Source organism: Oxynema mangrovii CENA135 (assembly GCF_016632315.1).
Taxonomy (GTDB): Bacteria; Cyanobacteriota; Cyanobacteriia; order Cyanobacteriales; family Laspinemataceae; genus Oxynema; species Oxynema aestuarii.
In genome coordinates, this window is sequence record NZ_JAEOXH010000002.1 from 1133935 (window position 1) to 1159271 (window position 25337).

Genomic DNA, 25337 nt, shown 5'->3' on the forward strand with positions numbered 1-25337 from the left:
GGCAAAGACTACACTCAGCACATTCGAGAAGTTACCCGCGATCGTCGTGACCGGAATTCCTCGCTACCCCAGGGATCTTACCTTGCGTCCTTATCAAAAACAGGCCGTAGAAAGTTGGTTCGCCCACCAGGGGCGCGGAACCCTGAAAATGGCGACCGGAAGCGGCAAAACGATTACCGCACTGGCGATCGCCACCGAACTTTATCTTAAAATTGGCTTGCAAGTTTTACTCGTCGTCTGTCCTTACCGCCACCTCGTCAGTCAGTGGGCCCGCGAGTGCGAAAAATTTGGCTTGCAACCCTTACTCGCCTTTGAAAGCGTCCGCAATTGGTTTAGTTCCCTCGCCACACAACTCTACAACGTGCGCGGCGATCGCCAAACATTTCTCACGATTATCACCACCAATTCAACCCTGTTAAAAGAAAGTTTTCAGTCGCAAATCAAATACTTACCGCCCAAAACTCTCATTGTCGGCGACGAAGCCCACAACCTCGGCGCGCCGAGGTTAGAAGAAAGTTTACCCCGTCACGTCGGCTTGCGTTTGGGGCTGTCAGCTACCCCGGAACGCTATTTTGACGATACGGGAACCGATGAATTACTCGGCTATTTCGGGGCGATAATCCCCCCCGAACTCACGTTAGGGGATGCGATTCGAGTGGGAGCGTTAGTTAGATATTTTTACTATCCTCTTTTGGTTTATCTCACCGAATCGGAAAGTCGAGCCTACGCGCGCTTGACCACCCGCATCGGTTGGGCGTTGATGGACGAGGACAAGATCGAGGAAAATGAGTTTTTGACCGCATTGTTAATGCAGCGCGCCCGGATTATCGGGTCTGCGGCTAATAAATTGGAAGCGTTACGGGGGTTGATGCGCGATCGCCTCGATACAACTCATACCTTATTTTATTGTGGCGATGGCACCGTCGGGCGATCGCGAACCTACAACGTGAGGCAAATCGAAGCCGTAGCGCGCCTGTTGGGTTCCGAACTCGGCTATCGGGTCAATACCTACACCGCCGAAACGCCCCTAGCCGAACGCGAAGATCTACGGCGACAGTTTGAAAACGGCCAATTACAAGGGTTAGTGGCGATTCGCTGTCTTGACGAAGGGGTGGACATTCCCGCCATCAGAACCGCCGCCATTCTCGCCAGTAGCAGCAATCCGCGCCAGTTCGTGCAACGTCGGGGCCGCATCTTGCGCCCACATCCGGGAAAAGAACGGGCGACATTGTTCGATACCATTGTGATGCCGCCGGAATTAGACCGCGATGCGATGCAAGTCGAACGCAATTTCCTCCGCAAAGAGTTGCGGCGCTTTGTCGAGTTTGCCGATTTAGCGGAAAACGCAGGGGAAGCCCGTTTGAAGTTATTAAATTTGCAAAAAAAATACGGTTTATTGGATTTGTAGGCGATCGTTCCCTCTCAATTTTGACTTGACTTGTTTTAATTAAAATGCGCCTATAATTTAACGAGAGGGAAAACGGCCACAAACTTCGTTCAAATGGCTATTCTTTCGATCGCTATTAATCCTCTAGACTCACCGTTTAGCTCATAAAAGCAAAAACGGCCAGAGTAATTTTACTCAATTACATACTCAGAGTCATATGAATTCGATCGCGCCACTCTTGCAAAAAAGCTTGACTGTATTATTTTGTTTGACCTTCTTATATGGTTCGAGTTTAGCTCAGTCTTCTCCGCCAATTTCTGACACGGATAAGTTACAAAATACAGGATCGAAAACTTTAGCTTTATATCCAATCAACCCGAGTTTAAATCTCGATATAGATCTTTCCCAATACCCCACTATTCCCTCTAAAATAGCGGCGATCGAAGAGTGGAAAAATCAACTCAAACTGTCGCGAACTTCCGGCGATCGCCCCCGAGCAGCGTTAACCTTAACGCAATTAGCTTTTATGTATCGACAGCTAGGCGCTATCAACACCGCTCAGCAATATTATCACGAAGCATTAACTGTCAATCGAGAACTGGAAAATCGCCTCGCAGAAGCTTCGATCCTCGCTCAAATTGCCGGAATTCACGTTAAAAATACAGCGCGATGGAATCGAGAGCAGTATTTTGATTTTACTCACGAGTTAGCCATCAACTCGCAACGCGGGAATAATTTATTACAAAGTGGTGACAAAGATCGAGAACGAGCGCAAGAATTTTATCGCCGTTCCCTCGCTATTTTTCAGGAGATTAACGAACGTTCTACAAATCAAAATATAGCCGCCCGTCAAGGCGAAGCCACTGTTTTAATGAGTATGGCTGGAGTGTCTTACTTGAATGACGATCGCCCCGATCGATTCCTCGAGCAAGCTCTAGCAATTTATGAAGAAATTGGCGATCGTCCCGGACAAGCATTAGTTTTGGGAAAATTAGCTGAATTATATCTCTCGATTGAATATCAAGAGCCACAAATTGGCTCGGAATCTTTCGATCGCGCGATCGCTATTTATGAAGCGTTAAATCAACCCAGTAATCCTCAACATTCTCAGCAATTTATCCTAGTCAAAAATCAGATAAAACTGTTGAACTTTGCCGTTCAACAATGGTGGTCGGAAGATCGAGAAAAAGCATTGAATTTCCACGATCGCGCCTTAACCCTTGCTACAGAAATCGGCGATCGTCAAGGGGTGGCTCTCACTTTGCAAACCTTAGCAGAAAGGTATGAATTTTCAGGAGATGCATCAACGGCATTAAAATTGTACGATCGCGCTTTAACTATCTATCGAGAACTCGGCGATTCCGTGTCCGAATCGGAAATTTGCGATCGCGTCGCTTTGATTTATGCTCAACTTCAAAACTGGCCGCAGGCATTAGAGTTTTACCGTCAACAATTAATCAGTTTGGCAGCAGCGAGCGAACTTTACAAGCAACTTTCAGACCCGGAAAAAGCTTTAGAATTTGATTACCGTCAGGCGACGATTTTATTTGCAACGGCTGGAATTTACGATCGCCTCGAACAGCGCGATCGTGAATCGGAAGCGTACAGCCAAGGGCGATCGATTTATCGAAAAGTGGGCGATCTCGAAGCAGAAACAAGTTTTTTACTGGCTATTGCCGAACGCTACAAAAAACAAGATCGACCGGAAAGAATTGAACCTGTATTAAAAGAAGCGATCGCGCTTTATCAAGAAACGGGGGATCTCGAAGGCGAAGCTCAGTTATGGAGTGAGTCGATCGCCTTTCTTTATACTTATGGTTTGAGAGACCCAGAAAAAGGATTAGAAGCGCTCGATCGTGCGCTGGTAATTTATCAAAAACTGGGCGATCGTCAACGAGAATTAGAAATTCTTGAAACCATTGCCTATTTTTATATTGATAGTTTGGGAGATCTAGAAAAAGCTTTATCTTTTTATCAAAAAGCTGCGGCAGTTCACGAAGATCTCGACGATCCGGAATTAGAAATTTCGACATTGATAGATCTCGCTAAAACGTACTATCTGTTAGGCGATCGTGAAACGGCATTGTTCACCTTCAAAAAAGCCGCAAGTCTTGGTGAACAATCGGGAGATCCTAAAACACAAACCAATACATTAAAAAAGATTATTGAACAATATTTTGAATTGGAAGATCGCGCCAATGCTTTAGAATTTCATCAAAAACTGATTCCGCTTTATCAACAATTAAACGATCTTGAAAGCGAATCGAATACATGGAGGACGATTGGCGAAATTTATTATAAATTAGATCGACCCGATCGAGCCATTGAAGCATTTAGACAATCCCATAAAGTTTATCAAGAAAATGGAGATCGTCCGGGAGAAGCGTGGAGCCTTTATCAACTTGCTAAAACTTACACGACATTAGGGGATCTCGAAAAAGCTTTAGACGCCTACAATCGAGCGTTACCGATTTATATCGAAGAATTAGAGGCTCCTTTCCAAGAAGGGCGAATTCTTGATATTTCAATGGCGATTGGGGAAATTTATGCTTATTTGAAAGAACCTGAAAAAGCTTTAGAATTTTGCGATCGTAGTTTAAACTATGCTCGACAATTTGAAGCCACAGAACGGTTAAAAGATCGAGAAATTTTCAGGGAAATCGGCCAATTATGTTACCGTGTTGGCAATCCTGAAAAAGCCCTAGAATCCTTTAATCTCTATCGCCAATTTTACGAGGAACTGGGAGTTGACCGTGCGGCGATCGGTCTGATTCGGATTGGGGAGGATTATACGGATCTGGGCGATGGTAAAAAAGCATTTGAATTTTTTAATGAAGCACGGGAAGTTTACCAAAAAGTGGGATTTATTGAGGGCGAACTCAATACCTTACGAACTATTGGTAAAACTTATTTATATCTTAAAAATTATCAACAATCATTAGAGTTTTTCGATCGCATTCTCGTTCTTTCTCGCGAAATTGGCGATCGTCAGCGCATGGGAACGACCTTATTCGATCTCGGCTCGGTTTACATGCAGTTAGGAGATTGGGAAAAAGCCTTAGATCTCTACAATCGCTCTTTAGAAATTTATCAAGATATTGAAGGAGAATATAGCAAAAAAATCGATCTTTACACGCAAATCGCTACAGTCTATCAACAATTAGGTGACGTACAAAAAGCTTTAGAACTTTACCAAAAATCGGTCGATCTTTCCCATCAGAGCAGTTCTGATTTTCAATTGCATTCTAATCTCAGAAAAATTGGTAAGCTGTATGCCGAATTAGGCGAATTAGAAAAAGCTTTAGAGGCTTTCAATCGGGCATTGAATTTAAACGAATATTCTCGTTTCTATTTATATACCGATCTAGGTAAAGTTTATTCTCAATTGGGTGATTCAAATCAAGCTTTAGCGTTATTCCAAAAATCTCTCCAAGTTTACAATAATCATAACCCCGAAAATCAGGCAGAAAATTGGCTTGGTATAGCCAAGATCGAGAGAAATAATGGAAATTTTGAGGAAGCTTTAACTTCGATTGAAACAGCTTTAAAATTGATAGAAGAGCAACGAAGGACTCGGGTTTCTCCAGAAGATCGTCAAAACTTTTTTGCATCCAAACAGGAATATTATGAATTTTATATCGACCTGTTAATGGAACTGCATGAAAAGAATCCCTCAAAAGGTTACAATATGCGAGCTTTTGAGATTGCCGAACGCTCGAAAGCTCGCAGTCTTTTAGACTTGCTTGCAGAAGCTGAGATCGACATTCATAAAGGCATCGATCCGGAATTGGCGATCGCCGAACGCAAGTTACAGGAAGAATTGGATGCGATCGAACGTCGTCGGGTTACTCTTTACAATAGTGAATATACCTCAGAGCAAGCTGCAGCAATTGAAATGGAACGTCAATATTTGCTGCAAAAATATCAAGAACTGCAAACCGAAATTCGCAAAGCTAGCCCGAGTTATGCAGATTTAACTCAACCCCAACCTTTAACAACAACAGAAATTCAGGAAAAGGCGATCGACGATCGTACTCTATTACTGCACTATTTCCTCGGCGAAAAACGTAGTTTTTTATGGGCTGTCGGTCGAGAAGGAGTAACAAGCTATCAATTGCCACCAAAAGCCGAAATTGAAGAAGCAGTCGAAACGTTTCGTAAATATTTAATTCAAAGTTTTAGCGATCCTAAAATTTTGGCTAAAGCTTCTGGAACCGTTTATGAAATGTTATTAACTCCAGCAGCCGATCGCTTCGGCGATCGCCGCTTATCAATTGTGGCCGATGGCATTTTAAATTACCTTCCATTTTCAGCCATTTCTTTACCCGATCCTTCGGGAAATAACAAGTATTCTCCCTTGGCGATCGAGCGTGAAATAGTCAATCTACCTTCGGCATCAACTTTAGCCATTTTGCGGCGAGAAACTCAAGACCGAAACCCTGCCCCCAAAACGATCGCCATTTTTGCCGATCCGGTCTTTAATCCTGATGACAAGCGTTTAGAAACTCCCAGTTTAATCGCGCAAAACGATCGAAATAAGTGGGAACAATACACCCTCGATCGCGCGACGAGACAAACAGACATCGGACGCTGGACTCGACTCCCGGGAACGCGCACGGAAGCTGAAGCAATTCTCGCCTTAGTTGAGTCCTCACAACGCAGTTATGCAGTTGATTTTGCTGCCAATCGTACCGCAGCAACCGACCCACAATTACGCGACTATAAAATTCTCCATTTTGCCACTCACGGATTACTGAATAACGTCAATCCCAATCTTTCGGGAATTTTGCTATCAATGTTCGACGAACGAGGAGATTTTCGCAATGGTTTCTTACGGTTAAATGATGTTTTTAATTTAGATTTACAGGCAGATTTAGTTGTTTTAAGCGCCTGTCAGACCGGGTTGGGAAAACCCGTGCGCGGCGAGGGATTAGTCGGTTTAACGCGCGGATTTATGTATGCGGGTGCGCCTCGGGTTATCGTCAGTTTGTGGAATGTGGATGATGTGGCTACTGCAGAAATGATGTCTCGATTTTACCGTTTGATGTTTGTCGAAAAATTATCGCCAACAGCAGCATTAAGAGCGGCTCAATTAGAAATGCAACGGGAAACGGAGTGGAAGTTGCCTTATTATTGGGCTGCTTTTACATTGCAAGGGGATTGGCGTTAACAACTGAGTAGGTCGTTCACACAGAAAAGCGCTATAGTAAGAAAAGAAGTGAACCCGCGATCGCGCGGCTGTAATGGAGAAATTGGGGTGAAAATTGATGGATCGTGATGAAAATTCAGAAGACATTCAAGAACCGATTACGAGCGCACCGCCAGAAATTCGCCAAATTATAGAGCGAGTTTTGGAAGCGGAAAGAGCCAAACTGTATCAAAAAAGTCCCCGTTACATTAATGAAGATATTTTAAATATTGTTAAGGAAGAAGTACAATGAGATTGCGGTCGATCGAACTCAATAATTTCCGCCAATTTTACGGCAAAACCCCAGAGATTCAATTAGCAAACGGTTCTAAAAATACTACTGTTATTTACGGTAATAACGGATCGGGGAAAACAACTTTACTCAATGCCTTTACTTGGGTCCTCTACGAGAAGTTTTCAGCCGCATTCGCAGCACCCGAACAATTGGTAAATAAGCGCGCGATCGCCGAAGCAAAACCCCGTCAGGCAATTGATTGCTGGGTTTCCTTAGACTTCGACCACGAAAACAAAAGGTATCGAGTCCGTCGGGCTTTTCGCGCCTATAAAGACGAGTTCGGGGCGATCGAGCAAACGGATAAGGAAGTATTTTTGCAAATTGCTGGAGATGACGGGCGCTGGCATTATCCCGATCGCCAACCGGAAGAAATTATCGGTGCGATTTTGCCAGGAAGTCTGCATCAATACTTCTTTTTTGATGGAGAACGGATCGAACAGATTGTCCGTTTGGATAAAAAGTCAGAAATTGCCGAAGCTACCAAAGAATTACTCGGTATTAAAATTTTAAATCGCTCGATCGATCATTTAAAAGCTTGTATCAATGCTTTAGAACAAGAATTAAAAGATATTGGAGATCCCGAAACTCAAAAATTGCTGAAAGATAAAGACAAACTCAGTGAAGAACGAGAGCGATTAAAGCACGATTACGATATCATTTGTCAGGAGTTAGATAGTCAAGAAACGGTTAAAAAAACGTTGGGCGATCGCCTGCGCCAACTCGATGATGGCAAGCAGTGGCAAGAAAAACGGCAGGAACTAGAAAAGCGAGAACGGGAAACCAGACACGCACTTATTCAAGCGAGAAATAATTTTAAAAATGCCGTGGCAACTCGGGGATATATGGTATTTCTGAATGAGGCGATCGCCAACTTTCAAACCCTCGTTGAAGACTTGCGTCGAAAGGGAGAATTACCAACTGGAATTAAGCGGCAGTTTGTCGAACAGTTACTCGCCAGAGAACGCTGTATTTGCGGTTCCGAACTGTTAGCGGGAACCGACTCCCACGAACGGGTTTGTGCTTGGATGGATAAAGCGGGAATTGCAGAAGTAGAAGAAAGTGCCATTCGTATGAGCGCTCAAGTTGAAGAAATTGAAAAACAAATTCCCCAATTTTGGGAAGAAACCGATCGCGAACAAGCAAAAATTAATCAGCATCGCATGGAAATTTCGCGAATTGAAACTCAACTCGACGACTTGAAAAAAAAGCTGCGTACTTTTCCAAATGAAGATATTCAAAAATTACAGCAACGACTCGACGAAACAGAAGCCTCGATTCGAGAGTTGACCTTACAACAAGGGATTAACCAGCAAAAACGAGAAAATTTAAAAACTGAAATCGAGCATTTAGGCGATCGCATTGCCAAACATCAAATGCTCGAAGCCAAGCAAACCCTCGCCCAACGCCGCATCGCCGCTACCCTCGACGCCATGCAACGCTTAAGCGAAGTGCGATCGCGCATCGATCGCCAATTTCGCTTACAATTAGAACGAAGAGTGCAAGAACTTTTCAGTCAAATTTCTTTTACTCCTTATTTACCGAAATTGAGCGAGAAATACGAATTAACTTTAGTTGAAAATACCGCCGGAATTGAATTGCCCGTTGCTGCATCTACGGGAGAAAATCAAATTTTAAGCTTATCTTTTATCGGTGGAATTATCGATCGCGTTCGGGAATGGAGTAAAAATAGAATGCTGATGGGTCCCGACAGTAGTATGTTTCCGATTGTCATGGATTCGCCATTCGGTAGTTTGGACGAAATTTATCGGCGTCAGGTTGCTAATTGCATTCCTAAACTAGCAAATCAACTGGTGGTTTTAGTCACAAAAACGCAGTGGAGAGGAGAAGTAGAGCGAGAAATGTCCGATTGTATCGGCAAGGAATATATACTGGTTTATTATTCTCCAAAAGCGGATTGTGAAGAAGATGAAATTCATCTAAAATCTGCAAGTTATCCTTTGGTTCGTAAAAGTCCTAATGATTTTGAATATACAGAAATCATTGAAGTATTTTCTGAGAATTAGATCGATCGCTCTAATGCTTCTTTTTTGACTTATTTTTGGAAAATGAACTTTTCATCTACTCCTCAAGTTTCCGTCGTGATTCCCGTCTATAATGGCGAGGAAGATTTAGAAGAATCGATCGATTGCTTGCGATCGCAAACCTACCCAAGCGATCGTGTTGAATATTGGATAGTGGATAACAATAGTAGCGATCGCAGTGCAGAAATTATTCAAGCGGCGATCGCCGATCCAAGCAATACAATTGCCCTTCATTATTTAAGCGAAAATTGCATTCAAAGTTCTTACGCCGCCCGCAATGCTGGAATTCGCGCCGCCAGGGGAGAAATTATCGCCTTTACCGATGCAGACTGTCGCCCAGAATTCCATTGGTTATCTACCTTAATTCAACCTTTTGCTAAAAAAAATATCGGTATTGTAGCGGGAGAAATTCAAGCTTTACCGGGTAAAAGCTTACTCGAAAAATATGCGGATCTCGAAGAAACTCTTTCACAGAAACATACTCTTTCTCACCCATTTTGTGCTTACGGACAAACTGCAAATCTGGCTATTCGGCGATCGATCTTTGAAGAAATAGGCTTATTTCGTCCCTATTTAACAACGGGAGGAGATGCAGATATTTGCTGGCGAATGTTACGAGAAACGAATTGGGAAATTGAGTTTTCTGCGGAGGCGATCGTCAAACATCGTCATCGCTCGACCTTAAAAAGTTTACGCAGTCAGTGGCGACGTTACGGCGAATCGAACCGCTACTTACACGAACTCTACGGCGTCGAATTAATGCGAGAAAGCGATCGCCGCGAATACCTTTATCGCCTCACTCGCTGGTTACTTAAAGAGGTACCCATAGCTACGGGAAAGGCGATCGCCCGTCGCAGTTCGGCGATCGATTTTTTCAAAACTCCTATTGGTTTATTGTGTTTATCCGCTAGATTAGCCGGACAACGAGAAAGTCAATTATCCGAAAAAGCAAAAAAGATTGAATGGTTAGATCGACCTTTTGAATAATTTTGACAATCGTAAGTAAAAAAAGGCGAGCCTGTTGCCCGCCTTTCTGTCTTTAAGAGGCTTAAAAACTCTACAAAAAACAATCAAATCATCGCAATACGATCGCTCTCTAATTGAGAAAGATCGTATTTTTCCGGTCGTTTTTCCGTTCCTTCCTTCACTTCAAAAGTTAGATCGACAGCTTGCGAATTTTCTAATGCTTGCACGCAGAGTTCTGCAATATCTTCTCGCGAAACTTTTCCTTTTATATTGTCGCCGCGATCGAAGATTAAATCTTTCCCGCCTGGTTCTTCAGTCAGCGCACAAGGACGCACGATCGTGTAAGGAATTCCACTGGCGCGAATGACATCTTCACCGCGTAACTTCCACGTTAAAATACCGCCAAGTTGGTCGTTCATCCGCACTGCAGGCGGTTCTTCTTCTAAATTCAAGCCGGGACGACCGGGACGGGTCACCCCTGCAGAACTGACGTGAACGAACTGCGGTTTTTCTTGAGCGCCATAGGCGGAAATCGATTCGACTTGTAGCTGAAAAAATCCCGGTTCAAATTTAGGATTGAGTTCGCCGTCATATTCAAATTTACTCAGCATTAATTGGATCGAGTAAATTGTTTTTGGATCGAACGGTGGTGCATTATTAACTGTTTTAGCACGAAACACGGGAATTAAATCGGCAAAAGGAATGCGAACCGTAAACCAAATATTGCTGACTGTATCGAAAGAGTAGCAGTAAGAACGGCTATCCCATTGGCTTTCATTTCGCAGGATAAATTTATAACGTTTTCCATCTCCTTTGACTCGTAGATCGATCCCTTGATAAGACGATAAATCTAAAGGTGGATCGAAATTTCGGGTACGAATGGAGACAAACCCGCCAGAATTAGAGGTCGAAACATTTCCGGTAAATAAGGCTGTATTTTCGACGATTCGGACGTTACTTTCACTGACACCACCCATCACAATATCGTCTAAAACACCCCAAGTTTCTTTGAGGTCTTGAGTGACTTTGCGAAAATCAAATAGTATTTTACTGCCCGGATTTCCCAACTGATTGAGTTGGCGGCGGGTTGCATCGACGAGGTGACGAATGCCTTTATATTCGACAAGTTCGGGAACGTCAACGACTTCAGGCATGTAAAATTTGATGCCTTGATAGTATTTTTCACGGTTGGGAGTATCCCCTTCTTTGGGTTGCACTTTGGTTCCGCTACAACAAATGACGGCGCTGATATCGTGCACGAGCCGATCGCCCAAGGTTTCGGGTAATAAGAGGTCGCCTTCGACCATTTCGACGCGATCGCCTAAAATTTGCCGTCCCCGGTTCAGATCTCGCACTAACAATCGCACTTTATAGCCACGTTCTTGTAATTTTCTCACAACACGCTTACCGACGCCTCCGGTCGCTCCCACGACGAGAACGATACCGGGTGGAGTGGGTGCGATCGCACTCGATTTAGACGAGCGACCGAAGAGGTTGGCGATACATTCAAAAAAACCGGAAAAGGGAATGACTCGAAAATAGGCGAGGGTTTTAAAAAATCGTCCTGCATCCCACTTTTGACGCTGTCGATCTGCCACGGTTACATCCTCCCGTCTGTGTTAGCTTCTCCTTCTTATTATTACGAATCTCGCTAAAATATGCAGGGATTGGGTCGATCGCCTCGATGGGCTTTTGATGGCTTAAGTAGAGTCAATATAACGATTTATTCGTGAAAGATTCGCAACACACTCAACAAATTAGAAAAGTTATCCGTCCATACGGGGGCATCTTTTTTCAGGGCGATCGCCTCCCAGTTAGCATCGCCAACTAATTCACCAAAGTCGGAGCGATCGCGCGCTAACAATACCCAATTTGAGGGGGATTTTCCCCGTGATTTTTCAAGGTCTGAAATCTCGCGTTCTACACGCTGTAAAGTCACTAGATTTAACTGCCGCGCGATCGCGCCGAGAACGGGAGCTAAATCGATGAATCGATTAGAAATATTAATCGCTAGAATGCCGCGATCGCGCAATTTTGTAAAATAGAGTTCGATTGCTTCTTGAGTGACGAGATGTACGGGGATTGAATCGGAACTAAAGGCATCCATGACTAATAAATCGTAAGCACGATCGGGGGCTTTAGCTACATTCAAACGACCATCACCTAAAATAATCGAAAAAGGAGCATCGGATTGTTTTAAAAAAGTAAAGTAATCGGGATTAGTGGCAAATTCAACGACGATTGGATCGATTTCGTAAAACGTCCATTCTTGTCCCGCTTGAGCGTAAGCGGCGAGAGTTCCAATCCCCAAACCGAGAACCGCTACATCAGACAGGCGATCGCCTCGGTTAAGCATCTCAAAGGTTTGTCCGATCGGGCCAGTGGGATAAAAATAAGTTAAGGGTTCTCTTTTCCGTTTTCGATCTAAACTTTGTTTGCCGTGTAATGTCGTTCCATGTAATAAACTGCGATAATTTGCTTCGCGATCGTAAACAATCCGATTAATCCCAAAGAAGCTGCGATCGCTGGCAACAATACCACCCAGATTGGCAAGATAGAATTGACCGATGAGAAAGGTGAAAATTAATCCTAATATTAAAGTAGTTTTGGAAAAATTAAATACTTTAAAGCCAATCAAAAGTAAAATCAAGAATAGAATATAGCCCGTTAAATTTTCCCAAAATTCAGTAAAACTAAAACAAACTATTAAACCTCCAAACAATAAACCAAAACCGATCCGTCGGCTAGTTTTTAAGTTGAAAAGCCAGTTTCGATCTCGAAGCTTAGCTTGTTGTTGGCGGCGATCGCGTCGTCGAGATAATAACTGTTCTAAGTCGTTATAATTAGTTATTGTATTCTGAATATCTTCTTCGTTCGATGTCTTTTTACCATCGGGCGATCGCAGGATTAAAATAGCTAATAACAAGATTAACGGATATTCCAGAACCGTTGGAAAAATTAAGGGGGCGGCGATCGCGTTAAACCAGCCACCAAGTACGCCACCAACGGAAATCCAAAGATAAAATGTAGTTAAATATTGGGGAGATGGGCGATCGCGAACTAACTCACCATGAAAGACGCAAGCTGCAACAAAAAATCCCGTTAAATGTAAGGGAACCGTTAGCCAAAGCGGTCGCATGAATTGGGCTAGATCTAGAATAATTTGAACACTGAGAAAGAGGGGAAGTAAAGCCGTTAAAGTATGGTAAGGAAGTTTTAAACGTCGCGAAAAGGTTAGAATAAAAGAAGCAAGATAAAGGGTTAAAGGAATAGCCCATAATAGAGGAATAGCCGCCAAGTCTGTTGTTAAATAAGTCGTGAACCCTAACAGTACACTGGACGGAATAAAGGCTAAAATGACCCATCGAGCCTGTTGCATTGCATTCGGCGGTATTTCTGGATTTTTAAATTGTATTTGCGAATTGTTTCGATCGCTACTATTTCTTTCTTTATAAATTAAATAAAAGCCACAAATAATAATTAAAGCTATTAAAACACCATAACCGATCGCCCACCAATAATATTGAGAATTTAAAGTTAAATTGGGTTCGACGATCGCGGGATAACCGACTAAGCCCAAGACGCTGCCGCAGTTACTAGCAGCATAGAGAAAATAAGGATCTTCGCTATCCGGGCGATCGCAACATGAAAACCATTTTTGCAGTAAGGGGGCAGTGGTCGAAACGACAAAAAAAGGCAAGCCCGCCGAGGTAAATAGTAAGCCTAATAAACTGGGAATTGGGTTACTGTCTGATGGAGGAATCCACTGACGATCGATTGAAATTGGTAGTAGCAACAGAGGCAACAGAAGGATAAGAATATGGGCGATCGCCTGACGGCGAACGCTCAGCCATCGACTGATTAAATAACTATATCCATAACCGAATAAGAGCAAAGTCTGAAAAAAGAATTGTGTTGTATTCCAAACACTAGGAGATCCCCCTAATAGGGGTAAAATGCTTTTGGCGATCGCAAACTGAATGCAAAATAGTAGTAAAGCACTTAAAAATAAAGTGAAAGAGAAGACGATTAACATATTAGATCTTTTTTACATTGAATCTTTAAATTTTAGATGAAATTAACCTCTCTTGACAAAATACCCATAAAATAATAAAAAATTTTGGCAACGATCGCCGATCCGTGACTCATGGCAGGTGAAATTGCTACCCTAGAATTATCAATGACAGTTAACGAACACAAAAAGGAGATTGAGCCTTGAAAAATCAGTACGGGCAAAGTTGGCAAGCGATCCTAGGTGGCGTCTTACTCGCACTGTTAATTTTAGTTCTTTCGAGTTCTTTTGTGATTATCAATCCCGGGGAAGCGGGAGTCATCAGTATTCTCGGAAAAGCTCGTGATGGGGCGTTACTCGAAGGTATTCACATCAAACCCCCGCTAGTGTCGAAAGTCGATATTTATGACGTAACCGTTCAGAAATATGAAGTTCCCGCCCAAAGTGCGACCCGAGATTTGCAAGATCTCAAGGCACGATTTGCAATTAACTTTCGTCTCGACCCGACGCGAGTGGTGGAAATTCGCCGAACTCAAGGCACTTTAGAAAACTTAGTTTCTAAAATTATTTCCCCACAAACTCAAGAAGCATTCAAAATTGCCGCAGCCATCCGCACTGCGGAAGAATCGATTACCAAACGAAGTGAATTAAAGAGCGATTTTGACATAGCTTTGAGTTCTCGGCTCGAAAAATATGGGGTGATTATTCTCGATACGAGCGTCATCGATCTGAATTTTTCCACAGAGTTTGCTAAGGCAGTTGAAGATAAACAAATTGCCGAACAGCGTGCTCAACGAGCGGTTTATATTGCTCGGGAAGCGGAACAAGAAGCCCAAGCAGAAATTAATCGGGCTCAAGGGAAGGCGGAAGCGCAACGCTTGTTAGCAGAAACCCTCAAAGCGCAAGGCGGTCAACTGGTTTTACAAAAAGAGGCGATCGAAGCTTGGCGCGAAGGTGGCGCTCAAATGCCCAATGTTTTGGTCATGGGTGGCGAATCTAGTAGCGTTCCTTTCTTGTTCAATTTACAGCGTTTTCAAGAGGCTAAATAAAGCTAATTGAAAGTTGAGTGAACTTGATGAAGCTTGGCTTTTAAATGGATTTTATTTAATGAATTGGGACACGGTTAACCCGTGTCCTAATTTTATCAATTTTGGAATGAATAAAAACCAACTCAGATAAAATTGATAGAGAATTATTAGAGAGATTTAATCACAACGCATTCAAGCGATAAGTTTTGTGGTGGTTGCCTAAAAATAGTTTTCGGAATAAGGACGATCGCGCCAGCAAGCGATAGATCAAATAAGAAAAGATTAAAGTTGCCAGCGATCGCCATAGTGGATTTTGAACAGGAGAGTATTTTAATACTGTAAATTGGATCGGTTGGTGTAAATACATAATCGCCATTGATGCTTTACCTAATTCGGCAAAGACGATCCCCAAATAGGTCGTCCCGTCGATCGCCTTCGCGAGGTGATAAGTCATTGTAATTCCCGCGATCGCGATCGCCCAACTCAACAGAGGGATGCCATAATCTTTGTATTTCATATCAAAATCTAAATTCCATCCTAAAGAGCGATCGGCGAAAATTGCGGCGATCGCCACGATCGCCGCCGCGACCAAAAAAAAGTATTTATTGGCGCTCAATCGAGAGGTAAAATGACCTAAACCATAAAATGATAGAGCGATCGCCACTACATTGATATTCCAGGGAAAACGCCAATTTTCTAAAAAATAAGAGTCGCATAAAGCTAATCCGTAACAGCCCGATATTATTAAAAATAATAATAGCTTTCTTCGCTTGTATTTCAGATAAAGTAAGTTATAAATTTGCTGAGTAAAAAATAAACAAGTAATAAACCAGAAAACATCAAACCATAGACTTAGCGATCGCCCGCCATAAATTTTACGAAGGGTCACAATTAATGTATCCCAAATCAGTGAAAGACTCGGATCGCGAACAAATTGCAAAAAATAGGCCAAATATTCTGGAATGCTGAAGAGGAATAAAAAGGAAATATAGGGAATAATTAAATGACGAAATTTGCGCCTGAAGTAATTTTTAAAATACCGTTGCTGTCGGTATAGATGCCCGCTAATAAAGAAAAATAGAGGCATGTGGAACCAAAAAATATAATCGTGAGTTAAACTATCGCGATCGACCACATGACCGACCACCACCGTCGCAATCCCGATTCCTTTCCAAATATCAATCCATTGGATTCGCTTAAACATGATGTCCCCCACCGATCGCCCGTCTCCCTTTGTTGTTAGGGTAACATCGCGATCGCGAGGGAGTACAAATATTTGTGATTTCTCCGTCAAAAATAGACTTTAACGCCGATTTCGACGGTCGAGAAATACAAGTTGTTGGTAAAGGGTTTCAATTTTGGGTAATCTGACCCCGGCTTGAGCAGCCTTTTTGAGGGGATTACCAAAAATTGCCTCAACTTCTAACGGTTGTCGGCGATCGTAATCTAATTTCATGCTCGTTAAATAGGGCTTCATTTTCACTGTTTTATCGAGCATTTCTTGCACGAATTCCGGGGCGATCGCGCGATCGTAAGCTGCCGCACCGTTGACGACTTCTTGCATTAAATCTTCGGCTAAACAACGGGTCGCGCGATCGGCGATCAACGCATCAGTTTTAGCATCGAGAATCACCGATAACCCATTAAAAGGAATATTCCAAACTAATTTTTTCCAACGAGATGCGAGCAAATCTTCGGAATCGAGGATCGTAATTCCCGCTTGATTAAAATCTCGGGCGATCGCCTGCATTCTATCCGTAATCCCGCGCGGACGGTAACCTTCGCCGTAATCTCCCAATTCGATCGCGCCATAATCCGAATGGCGAATATGTCCCGGGCCGATCTTATTAGAACAAATAAAACATAAACCTCCCATCACGCGATTGCTGCCGACAATTTGCGCGACTTCTTCTTCTGCCCCCAACCCATTTTGTAGCAGCACAACGACCCCATTATCTTTAACAACAGGCGGCAATAATTGCGGTAATAAATAATTGGCCGTCGTTTTTAAAGCAACAATAACAACATCGCATTTTGGCATTTTTTGGGGCTGTTGATAGGCGTTCACTTCGGGTAAGGTGAAATCGCCATTGACCGATTCAACCACTAAGCCGCGATCGCGCACCCATTGATAATCGCGATTGAGCAGAAAATGAACGTCAAACCCAGCTTGTTGTAATTTAGCACCATAAAAACCACCGATCGCCCCGGTTCCAATCACGGCGTAACGGCGTTGTTGTCGAGTTTGTGTAGTCATTTGTGTCATGAGATTGGAGATTGGAAATTGGAGATTTTAGAGGGCAACAGCAACGGTCATCTTCATGATTTTGCGATAATTTTGCGATGATTTTGCGATCGCAAGCGCGCAGGATGCCCGCACGACGGATCCCCTGCGTTACAATTAACAAGGTATTTACGAAACTTAACAAAATAGGCTGTGCTAACTCAAGAGCTGACCTCGGCTGAACCTTTAGAAAAACTCACTTGGACGTGGAAGGGGCATCAAATCCAGTACACCGTCAAAGGAAGCGGGCGCCCGTTAGTTCTCATTCACGGATTCGGTGCGTCCATCGGTCACTGGCGCAAAAATATTAGCGTCCTCGCTGGCGGCGGTTATCGGGTTTTTGCTTTAGACTTGCTCGGATTTGGCGGGTCGGACAAGGCGGCGATCGCCTACAGTTTGGAACTGTGGGAAGAGCTGATCGCCGACTTTTGGAGCGAACAAGTGCGAGAACCTGCGGTGTTTGTCGGGAACTCGATTGGCGCCTTACTCAGTTTGATGACCGTCGCCAATGCTCCGGAAAAATCCCTCGGTGGCGTCTTGATTAACTGCGCGGGAGGACTCAATCACCGACCGGAAGAACTCTATTTTCCCTTGCGCGTCGTCATGGGAACGTTTACAAAATTAGTCAGTTCGCCGACCTTCGGCCCGTTTATTTTTAATCGGATTCGCCAAAAACACCGGATTCGCAATACGTTGCGCCAAGTGTACGGCAATCGCGAAGCCGTGACGGAAGAACTCGTCGAACTCCTCTATCGTCCGTCGTGCGATCCGGGGGCGCAATCGGTGTTCGCGTCGATTTTGACGGCGCCCCCGGGAGAACCCCCCGCCACGTTTTTAGACAAAGTGGACCGTCCCTTATTGGTTCTGTGGGGTGAGGACGACCCGTGGACTCCGATCGCCGGAAGTCAGGTATTTCAAGATCGCAGTGAATCGCTACCGTTGCAGTTTATCTCGATCCCGAAAACGGGGCATTGTCCTCACGACGAACGCCCGGAAATCGTCAATGAAGCGATTTTGAACTGGTTGGCGGGGCTTTCCTAAGTCCACCGTAGGGGCGAACCCTCAAAAATCTGCCGCCCCTACGGCGTTATCCCCTCTACCACTCCGTTTTTTTCTTGGGAGTTTTCCAATCGTTCTCCCAATCCTGAGGGGTCTCGATCTCTTCCGCGTCGGCGTTCTCTTCGTCGGCGTTCTCTTCCTTATTGCTTTCAGTTTGACTCGGCGGGGTCGTCATGCGATAGGGGGCGTCTACGACGCGATCGCCCGTATCAGTCGCCGTTGTCGGGTTGACGGATTCAGACTCGTCACTTTCGAGATCTTGTGCACCGTCTTCACCTTCCCAATTGTCCCAAGGTTCCTCGGATTTTTCCTCGGTTTCGCCAGAAGTTGCACGGGAAACAGGGAATGCAGGGGGTCGGTCTCCCTCTCGATAAGTGTAGGAGTAGATCGAACCGGACCAGGATTGACGGGTGGGCGGTCGTTCGACTTCATATTCCTTGGAAGGAGAGGCGATCGCGCGATCGTCTTCCTCGATCCAGTTTTCCTCTGGTTCTCCTTCTAAATCTTGTAAATGGGTTGCCTCGTCTTCTCTCCCGCGTCCCAGACGGTTGTCCGCATCGGTTTGGATGTAGGTTTGCGCCCCAGAGGGATTGACACGCGCTTCAACCCGATCGCGGCGATCTCGGCTGCTGGCGGGCGATCGGGGTAAATCCGGTTCGTCGGACCATTGCGGCGGGCTAGATCGCCGTGTCCCCCGCCGTCGTCCCGACAGATTTGACGCGGAAAACAGCGCCCACATCATCCAAGCGGTGGTAAATCCGAGGGCGATCGCCCCCACCACATAAAGCGACAGGGGAAGGGGAACGGTTTTTAAACCTAAAAAAGTTAAAGATAAACTCGGTTGGAGATTTTGGAGAGTAAAAATAATTAACCCTCCAAGAATAACCAAAAATACTATATTGCGAAAATCACGCATGAGAGAAGTTTAGAGTTTAGATTTTAGATTCAGGAAGTTGCGAGTCAATCGATGCGAGAACCCTTGCCATCTTCCCCGTCTTACCTCAATGTCCCTCCCAACGACGAATAGGAATACAATCAATCTCGAATCGATCTAAAGCGCGGGCCACGACAAAATCAACTAAATCTTCAATCGTTTGGGGTTGGTGATACCAGGCGGGAATCGCCGGGACGATGCGCGCCCCTGCTTCGGCTAACGTCGTTAAATTGCGTAAGTGAATCAAACTTAAGGGAGTTTCTCTGGGGACGAGAACGAGTTGGCGGCCCTCTTTTAATTGTACGTCGGCGGCCCGTTCGAGCAGATCGGAACTCAAACCGCACGCGAGTTTGGCCACTGTACTCATGCTACAAGGAATCACCAACATCCCCCGGGTGCGAAACGAACCACTGGCAATGTTAGCGCCGACATCTTGCCAGGGGTGACAGCGTAGGCTTCCGGTGGTGACGCCTCCCGCTTGTTGGCGCCAAAATTCCGCTTGTCGGTCGGGTTCGGCGGGCATTCGGATATTTTGTTCGGCTTGCCAAACAATGTACGACGCTTTGGACGCGACCAGTTCGATCGCATAATCGGCTTCGAGAAGGAATTTAACGGCTCTGGCGGCGTAAATCAAGCCAGAGGCGCCGGAAATACCGAGGATTAGGGGTTTGGATGGAGCTGAAGTCAAAAGGGTTACAGTTCAAATCAAGGGCAAAAAAATGCAACCTCGGAGGAAGTGCGTAAATTGTATTGTAGGCTTCCACGGGCTAGGTGAGGATCGAGCAGGTCTCCATTTCCTCGGCAAGATCGTCGGTTGGTCGATGGGTGGGTTGTCCGAGATTGAAAGTGGGGGGGAAATTTTTTGCGCCTTGACTCGGGGATGGCGAATCGCGATCGCCACTCCGATACAATGCTTGTACAACAAGAGTTTTCACCATGTCTCGATTGGTTAAAATGGGTCGGTTGTGGCCGACGGATGCTCGGGGTTATCTGATTAATGAATGCGGGACGGACCGGATCGCATCTCCCTGGACGGAATTGGTGGAGGTCTGGAAAGCTTTATGTTTGAAGGCGTTAGACGATCGCGCCGTCAGTTTGTACTTGCGCGGGTCGGTGCCTCGGGGAGAGGCGATCGCCCGGGTATCCGATCTCGATGGCGTGGTGATTCTCAAAGAGAATTATCCCCTAGAAGCGGCCCGATCGCAGCTCCAGGCGATCGGTCGCCATCTCCAACAGCGCTATCAATTTTGTCACCGAGTTGAAACGTCGGCCCTTTCGGAAACGGCGCTACAGATCTCGCCGTCATCCCCTTCCCCCGGTTGGTGGTCGTCTTTACTGAAAACTCAGGGATTGTGCGTTTGGGGTCGCGATTTCAATCCGATCTTGCCTCCCGTCAAACCCGATCGCGCTTTGGTGACTTACGCTGTTTCTTTAAAGGACGATCTGGTACAAACCCTCGATTTTTTACGCAATTTGTCCCCCGGTCAACTCAGTTTCGACAGACAAGTTCGCCGTCGCTGTCGTTGGATTTGTCGTCGCTTAGTTCGCGCCGGATTTGAGTTGGTGATGGTTCGCGAAGGCATTTATACGCGAGATCTGTACTTGAGTTACGAGTATTTTGCGCGCGCCTTTCCCCAGTGGGAACGGCAAATGTATAAAGCGGTGCAGTTGGCCATTTTTCCGACGGGCGATCGCGCGGGATTGTTATTATTTTTAGCAGGATTTGGCGCCGAACTGGCCGATCGCACCGAAGCCATTTTCGGCGGCGATCGTTAATCCGCGCGTACTTGCAAAACTCCTTCGGTCACCAAGCGTTCGATCGCCGGGACGATTTCACTATAAAAGTCGGCTTCTGGCACCGCTTCGGCTAAATCGGATAAGTTAAAGCGCTCTTGTTTAAACAACCCGTCGGCGAGGCGATCGCGCAGACCTTTGAGGGTTATTTTTTTAGAAGCAATTCGTAATTGATAGTAATCCGAATCGAGCTTTTTAACCTCCATTGTTTCGCGAAAAACCCAGATAAATTCGCTTTCCCAGGGGTTATCGAAAATGCCGATACCGAGTTGACTCGGCAGGTCGATCGGTAAGGGGGGGCGATCGCGGTAGGCGAGATCTTCAATATATTTTTGTCGCATTTCCGGGTCTTGAAACAAGGCGATCGCCCGTTCGGATAACTGTTGCAATTGCCGTTCGAGGCGATCGCGATTCCCCTCCCAGGTGAGGGGCAAATTTTGCCGCCATTGCGGATCGTCTTGCAATTCTCGGGCGATCCATTCCCACCAATCGAGTCCAGTTTGGCAGTCAATCCCGACGGTTAAATGCAAGGAGGCGCGATCGCCTGCTAAGGCATAATGCCAATGTCCGCGAGGGATATAAAGCAAATCTCCCGCTTTTAACGTGCATTCTAAATAAGGTGGACTCTCCGGGGGCAGTCGGTCGCGGCTGCGACTTTCGGAAACGGGATAGGGAATGGTTTCGGAATAGACAAACCACTGTTTTTCCCCTTCAATTTGTAAGACTAAAACTTCGTGAGTGTCGTAATGGCAGTTAAACCCTTGTTGTCGCGGGGGGGAACAATATAAATTGACTTGGGTTCGATAGCCAATTTCGTCGCGCACGAGGGCGATCGCCTCCGCCACTTCCGGACAATGGCGGTCTAAGCTATTAATAATTAAGGTCGCCCCTTGGTTGAGGCGATCGCGCCAGTCGCGTAAATCTCGACTTTCTCCGAAGCTTTTACTGGCGGGAGCAAACTTCAAATCCGGTGCGTGCAAACCGTGATAGTTGAGTAAATAATTGAGTTTTTTCCAGGAAAATAAGGACTTGAATTTTTCCGGGTCTCGGGCGCTAACGTGAAGGGCTTTTTGCGTCCAATGGCGAGTAAAAAAATCTTCGAGAGAATGGGGTGTAAATAAGGTTTGTAAGTAACTCATTGTTGGGTGGGTTCTGCATCGAAAATGTGAATCGACCCGATGGTTAGATTGGATGTTCGGGCGATCGGCATCCCCCCAGGTGATGTCTCCGCTTTATTTCCCCATCAACGCTATGCGATCGCCAACCTCGATCGCCGTTGACTACGCTTGATTGGCGTCGTAGTCGTTGTTGGTGTCGTAGTCTTCGTCGTTATCGTTGTCGTTGTCCGCCATTAACATCGGTTCGGACGCCCGACGGTCTAAGTCGTTGACTTCGATTTCGATCGCCGTCGGAGACGAGGAAGCCGACCCGTCTGAGGACAATTCGGCGATCGCCGCCTGAGACATACCCGGCAGTAACACGCTCGCTTGGGCGCCCAGGAGTAAGCTGAGAACGAGTTTCGGATTGAGCATGAGATCCTCTCAATAGCTGTATAAATTGATGTTATTGTAATGCATTTTCTCAGTTTTGGCGTGAGAAAATAAAGGCAATTCTAAAATGGTCCCAATCCCTGAGATTGAAGCGAGGTTTAAGGGACGGGCGATCGTCGCGCCTCGGTTACCGTGAAACGGGGCATACAAGAGGGTGCGAACGCTTAACTCACTTTAAGAAAGATTACGAGAGTATTTCTCAGTTTTTCGAGCTAAACGGTCGAGAATGACGGCGACCTCAACCTAAATCTCAAATCTAAAAACTAACCCAAGCTCACAGAGGAGCTCGGGTCGATCGCGATCGCCCGAACGAGGAATGAACGACTTCGATCGAAGTACCGCCATTCCCCGACGGCGTAAATAATTAATCTTCGTCGTCTTCGTAATCGTAATTGCGATCGCGGGGACGATAATCGATGTCGTCGTCGGTACTGGGAGCTTCGCTACCCCCGCCAACGGCCACCAGATCGATTTGCTGGCGGTAGTAATCGACGCTTTTAACTTGCACTTCGACCCAATCCCCGAGGCTGTATTGCTTGCGGTTCTTGCGTCCGACCAAGGTTTGTTGGCGGCGATACTCGTACCAATCATCCTTGAGGGAGGAGACGTGAACCAAGCCTTCGAGGCGTAACGGGCCGCGTCGATCCGAATCGACCTCGATTTCGACGAAAAATCCGTAAGACTGAACTCCAGTAATCAAGCCTTGGAAAGTTTCCCCCGTGCGTTCTTTCATCAGTCCGGCTTTTTTCAACCCTTCGAGATCTGCTTCCGCTTCTTGGACTAACTTTTCCCGTTCGGTGAGGTGACCGACCACGGAACTGAAATCGGACTCGAATTCGTGGTGAACGTCGGGAGGCAGGACGTTCCAGGTAATTTGACCGTGACAACTGCTGTGATGGAGGTTTACCCGGTCTTTGGAGCGGGTGGATTTGCGATCGCGCCCGATATCGAATACGGCGTGTAGCAAGCGTTGCATCAACAAATCGGGATAGCGTTGCAACGGCGAGTTGCAGTGAGTGTAGCACTCCATCGCCAAACCGAAATGAGATGAGGGAATCGTACTGTAGGCGGTCGGTTTTAAGGTCGATTCGAGCAGGTAGGTCAGCACGCGCTCGCAGGTAGAGGCGGCGAAGACTTCGGTAAAATCCTGATAGTCTACAGAGGTCACATCTTCTTCGTCGTCGAGGAGAATTTCGACCCCCATATTACTCGCCAATTTAATCAGATCTTCGACTTCATCGAGGTCCGGTGGCGGTTGCACGCGATAAACGGCGGGAACGCCGAGTTCTTGTACGTGAAGGGCGACGAGGTGATTCGCCAAGATGATAAATTCGCTCAACATGCCTTCGGTGTTGAGGTGCGAGCAGGCGCTGACGACGCCTTGGATGCCTTCATCTTGGTACGGCGAGGGACAAATCCCGTATTGATTCGGGGGTAAGTTCAACTCGAACGCCCCATTTTCCCGGCGTCGTTGTTGCAGCGAATAGCTCAAAGCAAACAGTTGTTCGAGCATTTGGGCGATTTCTTCGGAGATGGCTTCGGGTTTTTCGCTCGAGTATTGTTGCTGTTGAACGTCGCGCCACCATTCGGGGATACCTTGCAGTTCGGTATGTCCGGCCATTTCCTGAAGGATCGGGTCGGCTTCGGCGTTGGTGACGTAGCGATCGAGATGGACGACGCTGGGTTGGATTTCGTATTCGATCGCATTGGCGTCTTCGTCAACGACAATCAGGATCGAGATGGCGAGGCGGTCTTCGCCCGGGAGGAAGGAACAGCGATCGCGGGCGAGGGAGTCGGGAAGTAAAGGTAAAATGGTCTCGCCGAGGTGAACCGTGGTGCCGCGTTTGCGCGCTTCGCGATCGAGGGCGGTATCGGGTTTGATGTAAAAGGCGGCATCGCAGACGTGAATTCCCAAGCGGAATTTATTGTCTTTGAGGCTTTCGATGGTAAAGGCCCGTTCGACCAGGGGGCGATCGCTGCCGTTGACGGCTTGAGGTAAAATCGCGATCGTTTCGACTTTGCGTAAGTCGAGACGGTTTTTGAGATCGGCTTTACGCAGTTGTTTGGGCAAGCTATCGATCTCGGCGTGGGCGACGTCGGCAAACAAGCGGGGTAAGTCGTGCTTGCAGCAGACGATATCCAAGTCATTAGCTTCTTCGGCGTCGCTGCCGAGGATTTGTGCGACGCGACCGAGGGGAGGATACGGCCCGAGGGCATAGCGAACGACTTCTACGTGAACGAGATGTTCGATCGCTTTTTCGAGTTCGACGCCATTAGCTTTGATATCGAGTTCAAATAAAAGACGGTCGTCTAAAGGAACGGCTTTATATTGGGGACCTTCTTGTTTGACGCGGGCGAGTACGGACGGGTTGGACCGTTCGAGAATTAAGCGGACTTCGCCTTCGGGCGATCGCCGCCGACTCCCTTCTTTAATGATATTGACCAAGACGCGATCGCCATTCCAAGCATTGCTCAGATGGCATTCGCGGATATAAATATCTTCCGTCCCTTCTTTATCTTGAATCGCAAAACAAAATCCCTTGCTAGAACAACGGAGTTTGGCTTCGACCAGATTATCGTCCCACGCTCGCCGATAGCGACCTTTATCTTTGACTAAGATGCCAATTTTCTCCAGGGCATCTAAAGCGATCTGGAGTTTTCGCAGAGTCGTGCGATCTTGGCATCCCAATTTTTTCTCTAGGACCTTGGGTGCGACCAACTTATCATCGGTAAAATTGGCCAGCAGTGTAGCGATTGAAAATTCCATTCGGCGATCGATCCTTCTTCTTTGACTTTTC

17 protein-coding genes are annotated in these 25337 nt (G+C 46.0%); 8 read left to right on the forward strand and 9 right to left on the reverse strand.

Going from position 1 to position 25337, the window contains the following annotated elements; translation table 11 throughout:
• The first annotated feature begins 40 nt into the window (after positions 1 to 40).
• The 5 genes from JJD41_RS18580 to JJD41_RS18600 all read left to right on the forward strand — a co-directional run bounded on the left by JJD41_RS18580 (position 41) and on the right by JJD41_RS18600 (position 9899).
• A complete protein-coding gene (locus JJD41_RS18580) occupies positions 41 to 1408 on the forward strand; it encodes a DNA phosphorothioation system restriction enzyme (RefSeq protein WP_370583900.1) in 1368 nt (455 codons plus the stop codon).
• 229 nt (positions 1409 to 1637) lie between these two features.
• On the forward strand, positions 1638 to 6557 hold the full coding sequence (locus tag JJD41_RS18585) for a tetratricopeptide repeat protein (protein WP_200668980.1): 4920 nt from the start codon (positions 1638 to 1640) through the stop codon (positions 6555 to 6557).
• A 97-nt stretch (positions 6558 to 6654) separates the two neighbouring features.
• Positions 6655 to 6828: a hypothetical protein gene (locus JJD41_RS18590; protein WP_200668981.1), complete on the forward strand. Its 174-nt coding sequence runs from the start codon at positions 6655 to 6657 to the stop codon at positions 6826 to 6828.
• On the forward strand, positions 6825 to 8894 hold the full coding sequence (locus JJD41_RS18595; RefSeq protein ID WP_200668982.1) for an AAA family ATPase: 2070 nt from the start codon (positions 6825 to 6827) through the stop codon (positions 8892 to 8894). Before JJD41_RS18590 ends, JJD41_RS18595 begins: the two co-directional genes overlap by 4 nt.
• Before the next feature lie 42 nt (positions 8895 to 8936).
• Positions 8937 to 9899, forward strand: coding sequence for a glycosyltransferase family 2 protein (locus JJD41_RS18600; protein WP_200668983.1), 963 nt, complete (start codon positions 8937 to 8939; stop codon positions 9897 to 9899).
• 83 nt (positions 9900 to 9982) lie between these two features.
• Here JJD41_RS18600 and JJD41_RS18605 read toward each other — a convergent pair whose 3' ends face one another.
• Complete coding sequence (locus JJD41_RS18605) at positions 9983 to 11476, reverse strand: CIA30 family protein (protein WP_200668984.1); 1494 nt, start codon at positions 11474 to 11476, stop codon at positions 9983 to 9985.
• Between the two features lie 125 nt (positions 11477 to 11601).
• Entirely contained in the window at positions 11602 to 13914 is a 2313-nt protein-coding gene (locus JJD41_RS18610) for a spermidine synthase (RefSeq protein ID WP_200668985.1), read from the reverse strand.
• A 179-nt stretch (positions 13915 to 14093) separates the two neighbouring features.
• On the opposite strand from JJD41_RS18610, the gene JJD41_RS18615 reads away from it, so the two are divergent.
• Positions 14094 to 14939 carry a prohibitin family protein gene (locus JJD41_RS18615; RefSeq protein ID WP_168568456.1) on the forward strand — a complete coding sequence of 282 codons (846 nt, stop codon included), beginning with the start codon at positions 14094 to 14096 and terminating at the stop codon, positions 14937 to 14939.
• A 160-nt stretch (positions 14940 to 15099) separates the two neighbouring features.
• On the opposite strand, the gene JJD41_RS18620 is transcribed toward JJD41_RS18615, so the two are convergent.
• Together JJD41_RS18620 and JJD41_RS18625 are read right to left on the reverse strand one after the other, a co-directional pair.
• Positions 15100 to 16122: an acyltransferase family protein gene (locus JJD41_RS18620; protein ID WP_200668986.1), complete on the reverse strand. Its 1023-nt coding sequence runs from the start codon at positions 16120 to 16122 to the stop codon at positions 15100 to 15102.
• Between the two features lie 99 nt (positions 16123 to 16221).
• Complete coding sequence (locus JJD41_RS18625; RefSeq protein WP_370583881.1) at positions 16222 to 17175, reverse strand: putative 2-dehydropantoate 2-reductase; 954 nt, start codon at positions 17173 to 17175, stop codon at positions 16222 to 16224.
• 180 nt (positions 17176 to 17355) lie between these two features.
• Here JJD41_RS18625 and JJD41_RS18630 point away from each other — a divergent pair, with 180 nt between their 5' ends.
• Positions 17356 to 18243, forward strand: a complete 888-nt coding sequence (locus JJD41_RS18630; protein WP_200668988.1) for an alpha/beta fold hydrolase — start codon at positions 17356 to 17358, stop codon at positions 18241 to 18243.
• Between the two features lie 55 nt (positions 18244 to 18298).
• Here JJD41_RS18630 and JJD41_RS18635 read toward each other — a convergent pair whose 3' ends face one another.
• Together JJD41_RS18635 and JJD41_RS18640 are read right to left on the reverse strand one after the other, a co-directional pair.
• The gene (locus tag JJD41_RS18635) at positions 18299 to 19150 is read right to left on the reverse strand and encodes a LapA family protein (RefSeq protein ID WP_234488911.1); all 852 of its coding nucleotides are present in this window, start codon (positions 19148 to 19150) and stop codon (positions 18299 to 18301) included.
• Between the two features lie 112 nt (positions 19151 to 19262).
• On the reverse strand, positions 19263 to 19883 hold the full coding sequence (locus tag JJD41_RS18640) for a flavin prenyltransferase UbiX (protein ID WP_200668990.1): 621 nt from the start codon (positions 19881 to 19883) through the stop codon (positions 19263 to 19265).
• A gap of 248 nt (positions 19884 to 20131) precedes the next feature.
• Between JJD41_RS18640 and JJD41_RS18645 the strand changes: the two genes are divergently transcribed.
• On the forward strand, positions 20132 to 20971 hold the full coding sequence (locus JJD41_RS18645; RefSeq protein ID WP_200668991.1) for a hypothetical protein: 840 nt from the start codon (positions 20132 to 20134) through the stop codon (positions 20969 to 20971).
• On the opposite strand, the gene JJD41_RS18650 is transcribed toward JJD41_RS18645, so the two are convergent.
• From JJD41_RS18650 to JJD41_RS18660, 3 genes are all read right to left on the reverse strand, one after another.
• Complete coding sequence (locus tag JJD41_RS18650; RefSeq protein ID WP_200668992.1) at positions 20968 to 22128, reverse strand: cupin domain-containing protein; 1161 nt, start codon at positions 22126 to 22128, stop codon at positions 20968 to 20970. The two genes, JJD41_RS18645 and JJD41_RS18650, sit on opposite strands and share 4 nt — an antisense overlap.
• Positions 22129 to 22269: 141 nt before the next feature.
• Positions 22270 to 22521: a hypothetical protein gene (locus JJD41_RS18655; protein ID WP_200668993.1), complete on the reverse strand. Its 252-nt coding sequence runs from the start codon at positions 22519 to 22521 to the stop codon at positions 22270 to 22272.
• A gap of 382 nt (positions 22522 to 22903) precedes the next feature.
• Positions 22904 to 25306, reverse strand: coding sequence for a ribonuclease R family protein (locus JJD41_RS18660; protein WP_200668994.1), 2403 nt, complete (start codon positions 25304 to 25306; stop codon positions 22904 to 22906).
• Between the last annotated feature and the right edge of the window lie 31 nt (positions 25307 to 25337).

What these genes read in the sequence shown, in the direction of transcription:
- JJD41_RS18620 (WP_200668986.1), bottom strand. Translation starts at nt 16,122, where the DNA reads ATGTTTAAGCGAATCCAATGGATTGATATTTGGAAAGGAATCGGGATT.
- JJD41_RS18655 (WP_200668993.1), bottom strand. Translation starts at nt 22,521, where the DNA reads ATGCTCAATCCGAAACTCGTTCTCAGCTTACTCCTGGGCGCCCAAGCG.
- JJD41_RS18590 (WP_200668981.1), top strand. Translation starts at nt 6,655, where the DNA reads ATGGATCGTGATGAAAATTCAGAAGACATTCAAGAACCGATTACGAGC.
- JJD41_RS18650 (WP_200668992.1), bottom strand. Translation starts at nt 22,128, where the DNA reads ATGAGTTACTTACAAACCTTATTTACACCCCATTCTCTCGAAGATTTT.
- JJD41_RS18625 (WP_370583881.1), bottom strand. Translation starts at nt 17,175, where the DNA reads ATGACTACACAAACTCGACAACAACGCCGTTACGCCGTGATTGGAACC.
- JJD41_RS18610 (WP_200668985.1), bottom strand. Translation starts at nt 13,914, where the DNA reads ATGTTAATCGTCTTCTCTTTCACTTTATTTTTAAGTGCTTTACTACTA.
- JJD41_RS18595 (WP_200668982.1), top strand. Translation starts at nt 6,825, where the DNA reads ATGAGATTGCGGTCGATCGAACTCAATAATTTCCGCCAATTTTACGGC.
- JJD41_RS18600 (WP_200668983.1), top strand. Translation starts at nt 8,937, where the DNA reads ATGAACTTTTCATCTACTCCTCAAGTTTCCGTCGTGATTCCCGTCTAT.
- JJD41_RS18645 (WP_200668991.1), top strand. Translation starts at nt 20,132, where the DNA reads ATGTCTCGATTGGTTAAAATGGGTCGGTTGTGGCCGACGGATGCTCGG.
- JJD41_RS18660 (WP_200668994.1), bottom strand. Translation starts at nt 25,306, where the DNA reads ATGGAATTTTCAATCGCTACACTGCTGGCCAATTTTACCGATGATAAG.